This is a genomic window from Methanocella sp. (assembly GCF_035506375.1).
Classification (GTDB): Archaea; Halobacteriota; Methanocellia; order Methanocellales; family Methanocellaceae; genus Methanocella.
On the sequence record NZ_DATJPM010000008.1, the window covers coordinates 1 to 6,647 of the forward strand.

Below are 6,647 nucleotides of genomic sequence, written 5' to 3' on the forward strand. Positions count from 1 at the left end.
TGTGGGCCTCCGTGCACTTCGTGCCTTTGTGGTGAAAATAGTGCCCTCCGTCTCTTAAAAAGCTTAAAATACGGGAGTAATTCAACACAGCAAATATAATAAAAATGTTCAAACATGATTTTTACTGGTTATATAGGTCCCTATTACTTGTTTTCCTTTAAGGGCGTCTTCCAGCCTTCCCTCCACCAGGCCATTTACGACGAGGGCGCCCATGCCATGGTCGATCAAAAAGCCCGGCAGCGCCAGGTCCACGCACGTCTCTATGCCCTTTAGCGCCGATGCATCGATGGCCTGCTGCAAACAGCCCTCAAGCGTCACGCCGTCAACGTCCGTGGCCTTAATGAGCCCCGCACCTGTCTTATAGGCCATCCAGGCGGCGATGGTATCCGAGGTCACGTCCCATGAGTGGGGGAGCTCGTCCTGCCGCCGGAGCACCTCATAGGGCAGGATGATACGGATGCCCTTTTTTCTAACAAGTAAAGGCGTAAGCTCGATCCCCGTCTTATCGTGCAGATAATAGGCGTACTGGTCCATCGCCAGCACGGCCATCCAGTGGGCGGCGTCCTCCGAGAGGCGGCGCTCTTTATCTATGTCCCGGATAAGGCCTGCAAAAGGTCCCCCGCCGGGCACGACCAGCACGTCAGCCCCCGAGTTCGCCACGCGCCTTAAAACCTCGGGAGCCTTATCGAACAGGCTGCCTCCCAGCTTCAATACGAACAACGTCACCACCCCAAGCCGCTCTTGATCATATTATAGGCGATGTAGAGAAGCATGGCGTAAAAGATATACTTAATGTATTTCGTGCGCAGGCGCTCGGAGATCCGGGTGCCGAGATGCGCTCCGATGAAAGAGCCCGGGATGATGGCGGCTGCGGTGAGCAGGGCTTCCTCGGCCGAGAATAGCGTCCCGGAGCTTAAATAGAAATAGATGATGGCACCGATGGAAGAGGCCAGGATGATGGTGGCGAGCGAGTTGGCGATCGCCTGTCTGAGAGGCATCTTGAATATACTATTGAGCACGGGCACGGCGATGGTCCCGCCGCCCAGCCCCAGAAGGGCGCCCAGGAGCCCCATGCCGAAGCCCAGGCCAGCAAGGCCGGCTTCCGTCCTCGCGTCGGGCTCCTTCATCGACTCGGAATCGACAGCGTTCCTTCGTAATAAGGCGTTAGCGATCAGAAAAAGCAGAAACATGCCGAATAGCACCTTGAGCGCCGCCTCGGGGCTCCGGGTAGCGATAAATGTGCCGATGACTATGCCGGCGATGGAGCCGACGTTCATGACGAAGATTATACGGCGGTTGAGAAGGCCCATTTTCCTGTACCTGAGCGTGGCCGAGGTGGAAACGACCACGTTGTTCAGCAGCGATATGCCGATTGCCAGGTGTATGGGAAGCCCGAAGAGCAGCGTGAGGGCCGGGACGAGGATCGTGGCGCCGCCGATGCCAAGCATGCCGCCGAACAGGCCGGAAACCGCGCCCGTGATAAAGAACAGAGCCAGGCTCAGCCAGAGCTCCATGTTAAGCCTCCAGTAAGATATTCGCTGCCACGATGATTCATTTATCGTGGCTCGTACTTTAATTTAACCGGATGAAAAAAACGTCTTTTATGAAATCGTGCCAGAGCACGTGCATTTCACCGAATACACTGGTTACATGTGCCTTATGCCGTTATATTCCGACGGCACATGTGCTGAAAAATCATATCCTCTTGATAACATGTTTTGAAAAATCATATTTTATTGGCACACGTTTCGATAAAATATATCGCACAAAATCATGGAAACGATAAAACCTGTATCGGCATGCACAAGCCTGTTTATGTATAATATGCGGCGGCTGTCAGAAATTTTATAATAATTATACGATAATATATTTGAGCATCCATACGATAATTGCTATTGTAGGGATGGGAAAGATTGTGGCAAGTTGACCACAATGCGACGGACCTCGTGTCCGTCGGTCTTTATGGCCCTCACCTTATCCATTACCCTCCCCATCACCCTGGTCGGTGATGGCTACTCTTGCGGCGGTGTGCAACACCGCCGCACTACCCTCAAATGATATACCCTTGAAAAAACGAACCATAACCTGAATACCCTCGAAAAACGTACTACCCTCAAAAACGATTACCCTCCTTTTTCCTATAAATTTGATTTGTTGAATAAGTCTTATATGTCCTGCACTTCTCCGGCTTAAGCCCGCGAAGCTTGTTAAGTTCGCGAAGACTTTATTAAAGAAATTAAAGCTGTGTCGAATATGCCCCTTTAAGTCTCAGAGTGTACGGAGGCACTATTTTTCACCACAAAGGCACGAAGAGCACGGAGGCCCACAAAGACTTTTTTATAATTAAGAGACAAAGGGCACAAAGCCGCTTTTTGAGCTTATAAGATACAGGATATGAAGGCGCAGGGGTAAAAAGTGCTCTCGTTCATTCCACTGTGTCATTGTATCCTTCGTGCCCTGATCGCCAATGAACCGGCTTTGTGTACTTTGTAACTTAATCTAAAAAAAGACTTTGTGGGCCTCCGTGCCATCGTGCCTTTGTGGTGAAAATAGTGCCCTCCATGCCCTTAAAAAGCTTAAAATACAAAAGCAATTCAACATATAAATTTAAGTAACGCTTAAGTATTTTAATTGACACGGGCAGAGGGGCTCCCAATAATTTTATTTTTTATTATTTACCAGTACAACGACCCCTGCCATGGCTATCATAGCAGCCAGGGCCTCGAACCCTGGCGTAGGCTTCGGCGTTGGCGTCGCAGTGGGCGTCGGAGCTGGCGCCGTGGTCGGCGAAGGGGTTATCGTGGGCGTCACGGTGATCGTTGGCGTCGGCCTGGGGGCGGCAGTCGGCGTGGGCGTATCCGTGGGCAGTGCCGGCTTTGAGGCGATGGCGAGAAAAACGGGGCGGGAGCCTACGGAGATAGTTTTAGTCACGTTCCCGATACTTCCCGGCAGGCCGCTCGTATCGATGACCGAGACCGAGTTGGAGCCGGAATTGGATACATAGGCCTTTCGGCCGTCGGGGCTGAAGAGGATGTGCTGCGGCGAGCCGCCGACGTCGATCGTGCCCACGATGTTCCGGGACGACGTGTTGATGGCGACGACCCTGTTATCCGACGGTAAAGTAACATAAAGCGTGGAGCCGTCGGGGCTGATGGCCAGGCCTCCTGGGTTCGACGGTACGGCGATGTCGGATTTGATAAAGTAGTCATGGACTTTAAGGGCTATCACCTTTTTCTGGTCCATCAGGCTGACATATGCAAACTCGGTATCAGGGGAGAACGCGCAGTCGACGCTCTTGCCGAAGTCGATCTCCGGCGAGGCGGACTCGCCAGAAGGCATCTTATAGAGCCCGACAGTCGTGAAACTGGTGCTTCCCAGGCACGCCATGCTGCCGTCCGGGCTGATGGCCATGACGTCCTTGCTTCTGGGCAGGGCGATCTTCTGGGCCACGTCGCCGCTCCCGATCCTTACGAGGTTAATATAGGTGCCGTAAAGGACATAATAGCCGGAGCCGTCGGGGCTGACGGCGATCGCGTGCGGGCTCGAGCCCATGCCGACGTTGCGGCTGCTGTCGGTCTTCGTGTCGATGATATGGACGCCGTCGTTGCTGGCCACATAAACGTAATAGCCGGTCGAGTCGGCCGCCAGGCCGAGGATCTGGCTCTCGATGTCCATGGAATTCACGACCGAATCGTTCTGCATGTCCACTATCGTGACAGTTCTTTCGTCCGTATTCCCCACGTAGAGAAAACCCTGCCCCGGAGACGGGGCCTCGGCCTGCGCCCCGGCGCAAAATAATATCAACACTGCCGCGATGGTGATCGTTAAGATGGCCCACTTCATCGTCGTACCTCAAGCGATTAATTGTGAATATATGCCGCATCGAATATAAAAGGGAAACGTATATAGATAGGCCATTATAATTTAGGAAGGATGTCGAGAGAGCTTAGCGAGTATGACTGGCAGATCCTGAAAAAGCTGTGCCCCGAACTTGATGACGGCACGTGCGTCTCGTCGGGCCACATGTATCGCTCCATACTGCCGCCCCTGTCGCGCCACTATTCTAAGTCTAAAGAGGATTTTATGGAGCGGGTCGAGAAACTGAGCGATGCGGAGCTGGATTATCTCATATGTCTGGCGGAGAACGGCGAGGAGAGCCTTACGTGTATTGTTCCGGAGCATAAGGAAGCGTTTCTCGAGATGGTCGGGCGCAGGGCGTCTAAGGAGAGGGCGACAAAGCTCCGGAAGTTCATTGACTTTTTAGAGACGCTCGGATAATTATCGTACAAATTTTTCTCGCTCTTTAACATTAGCTGGATGAGAAAAAAAATCGTGTGCTAGTGATTGGTAGCTAATTCTTTTATTTTTTTAAGAACGGCCACAGCGTCCTCGGCCTTCAGGTTCAGCGGCCTTTTTTCAATAAATACCGAAAGAGAAGCGGCCTTTTTTGCGCTTAGAGCGCCTTTATCGACGGCTAGCCTGAGCATGTTCCGGTAAGTCCTGTCCGGGTAATGCATCCCGGCCGTCATCGAGACCAGCGCATCCTTTTCCACGTTAGAGATAATGCCATCCCGCTCGGCAGCCTTTAGCTGGTAGCGGACGTTCACTAAAGGCTCGGAGAGCTGCTCGCCCGTCACCGGGCTATAGGTGACGGCCACCTCGTCGTCGGCCTCGATGCGCCCTGACCGGTAACATTCATAGACCCGGCCGACGCCGACCATGCCGAAGATATCGAGCTCCGAGGCGCGCAGGGCTCCCATGCTGGAGCCGCCGACGACGGTTACGCCTTTTTTCAAGACGTCGAGTATCTCCTTATGACCCACGGGCGAATCGTTAAAAAACGTGCCGTCGATGATGCCGATGATATCGACGCCGGACCTCATTGCCTTTTTCAGGTCGCCACGGCGTATGGGGGGCCGGTAATCCGCCTCTAAGATAGCTATAGCTTTTTCGACGGGCAGGCTGGGGCCGAGATAGACGATGATCTTACTCATTGTCTCATGACCGGGCGCTTGCAGCGTGGGCCGATGCGCTCGTGGTCGATGGCGTACATCTCGAGGCCCGGGACGGTCACGCGCACGACCGGAATATTAATGTCCTCGCGTGTAAGGACGGTGACGACGACAGCCTCGACGGAGCCCTTGAGCATCTTCACGGCCTTCTCGATGTCGCCCTTATGCGAGTCCGTGGACAGGTCCGGCAGCTCCTTCAGCGTGATCTCTTCTTTGCCGTCGCCGTACCAGTGCTTATTCATTCTTTTCATGCGCTCGTAGCCGATGGTCCGGACTACCTTCTCGCGGTCAGTGTCCTCGCGGGCTCCCTGGATCTGGGTGGCCCGGCTCTGCGCCACCTCGGTCAGGGCCCTTAAAACGGCGATTCGGGCATCCATGTGCGTGCCCACGCCCATGACCAGTAAAGAGGGGTCCATGAGCTCCTTATCGTCCGTGGCCGCAAGCACGGTCGGTATGCCCGAGTCGGTGGGCAGGTACCAGAGCTTCACGTCGATGCCCGCCTTCCCGAACTTCGCGTAAAGCTCGTAAGCCAGCCCGTCCTTTTTCGTGATCGTGATCGCCTTCCCCGGGTCCCTTGTCGCCTCGGCGATGGACAGGGCGTCCCTCTCGACGACCTCCATCAGGCCATGGAAGATAGCCTCTTCGATGGTGTTCCCGGAGGCAAGGCCGTTGGTGTTGCTCCTGAAAAGCTTGAATGGCGCAAGATATGGGTGGAACACGGCGTTGCACGGCAGCAGCACTTCCTTCTTGTTCATCAGGTCGTACCCGTCGATCCAGTCGAGCCGGACGTTGGGCAGTAGCTGGCCGGGCAGTATGAGCTTTACCGGATCTATCGCGGCCCTGCCGTTGGAAATGTCGCTCAATGTGCCCAGCACGACGCGCTTCTTATCGGCCTTCTGGAACTCCGAGGAGTACCGCTCCACGGCCTCCATCATGACCGAGACCTTCGCCTCCACGGGTGTCGCGCCTTTACCGGCGTATACCGATATGGCGCCTTTTGCCGAGGCCGGGCGTATGGCGGAATAGACCGGAATGCCGATACGGTCGAGGCCGGATATTTCCGCGACCCGTGTCACGCCGATGCCCGGCAGGACCTTTTCTACCCTGGCCAGCGTCTCCTCGGGCGGTACCACCCGGTGTGTGTCCTTCGTGTATCCCTTCGGCGTCTTTTTTAAAGTGAGCTTCATCCCATCATCTCTCGTTCAGCCGGTTCGAATACTTTATGGCGACGATGCGTATTTAAAGTGTCGGCGCAGGCAAACCACGGGACGCACGGAGGCACCACGGAGGGCACGGTTTTTTATTCACCACGGCGACACGGCGAGCACGGCGCTCTTTTATTTCCTGAAGGGGGCTGATGCCCCCTCGGAGACCCCCTGCTTAATAATATTATCAGGAAACCGTGTCGCCGTGCATCCGCCGTGCCGATCATAAAAAGCGCCGTGTTCGCCGTGCCGCCGTGGTGAAAAATTAACCGTGCCCTCCGTGGTACCGCCGTGTCGCCGTGGTGAATACCGGCATCAAGTTTATTTATTTCATCCTCATAGTACTCAATGGCGATAACGCATGGAAGCGAGCGACAGCATAACGGCAAACGACCTGTACGGCAAGCCCATCACCGTAGGTGCGACGGTC

At 54.7% G+C, this 6,647-nt stretch carries 6 protein-coding genes; 1 reads left to right on the forward strand and 5 read right to left on the reverse strand.

Annotation, left to right across the window (positions count from 1 at the left end):
* Window positions 1-108: 108 nt before the first annotated feature.
* From VMC84_RS00980 to VMC84_RS00990, 3 genes are all read right to left on the reverse strand, one after another.
* Window positions 109-726, reverse strand: coding sequence for an amino acid kinase (locus VMC84_RS00980; protein ID WP_325377256.1), 618 nt, complete (start codon window positions 724-726; stop codon window positions 109-111).
* Window positions 723-1,514, reverse strand: coding sequence for a sulfite exporter TauE/SafE family protein (locus VMC84_RS00985; RefSeq protein WP_325377246.1), 792 nt, complete (start codon window positions 1,512-1,514; stop codon window positions 723-725). The genes VMC84_RS00980 and VMC84_RS00985 overlap by 4 nt, the downstream gene beginning before the upstream one ends.
* A gap of 1,147 nt (window positions 1,515-2,661) precedes the next feature.
* Complete coding sequence (locus VMC84_RS00990; RefSeq protein ID WP_325377248.1) at window positions 2,662-3,843, reverse strand: beta-propeller fold lactonase family protein; 1,182 nt, start codon at window positions 3,841-3,843, stop codon at window positions 2,662-2,664.
* 90 nt (window positions 3,844-3,933) lie between these two features.
* Here VMC84_RS00990 and VMC84_RS00995 point away from each other — a divergent pair, with 90 nt between their 5' ends.
* Window positions 3,934-4,278: a hypothetical protein gene (locus tag VMC84_RS00995; protein WP_325377250.1), complete on the forward strand. Its 345-nt coding sequence runs from the start codon at window positions 3,934-3,936 to the stop codon at window positions 4,276-4,278.
* 59 nt (window positions 4,279-4,337) lie between these two features.
* On the opposite strand, the gene VMC84_RS01000 is transcribed toward VMC84_RS00995, so the two are convergent.
* Together VMC84_RS01000 and VMC84_RS01005 are read right to left on the reverse strand one after the other, a co-directional pair.
* On the reverse strand, window positions 4,338-4,994 hold the full coding sequence (locus tag VMC84_RS01000; protein WP_325377252.1) for a TfuA-related McrA-glycine thioamidation protein: 657 nt from the start codon (window positions 4,992-4,994) through the stop codon (window positions 4,338-4,340).
* A complete protein-coding gene (locus VMC84_RS01005; RefSeq protein ID WP_325377254.1) occupies window positions 4,991-6,199 on the reverse strand; it encodes a YcaO-related McrA-glycine thioamidation protein in 1,209 nt (402 codons plus the stop codon). Before VMC84_RS01005 ends, VMC84_RS01000 begins: the two co-directional genes overlap by 4 nt.
* Window positions 6,200-6,647 lie beyond the last annotated feature (448 nt).

Excerpts from the sequence above, each read along its gene's own strand:
- VMC84_RS00985 (WP_325377246.1), bottom strand. The coding sequence starts at position 1,514 with ATGGAGCTCTGGCTGAGCCTGGCTCTGTTCTTTATCACGGGCGCGGTT.
- VMC84_RS00990 (WP_325377248.1), bottom strand. The coding sequence starts at position 3,843 with ATGAAGTGGGCCATCTTAACGATCACCATCGCGGCAGTGTTGATATTA.
- VMC84_RS00995 (WP_325377250.1), top strand. The coding sequence starts at position 3,934 with ATGTCGAGAGAGCTTAGCGAGTATGACTGGCAGATCCTGAAAAAGCTG.
- VMC84_RS01005 (WP_325377254.1), bottom strand. The coding sequence starts at position 6,199 with ATGAAGCTCACTTTAAAAAAGACGCCGAAGGGATACACGAAGGACACA.
- VMC84_RS01000 (WP_325377252.1), bottom strand. The coding sequence starts at position 4,994 with ATGAGTAAGATCATCGTCTATCTCGGCCCCAGCCTGCCCGTCGAAAAA.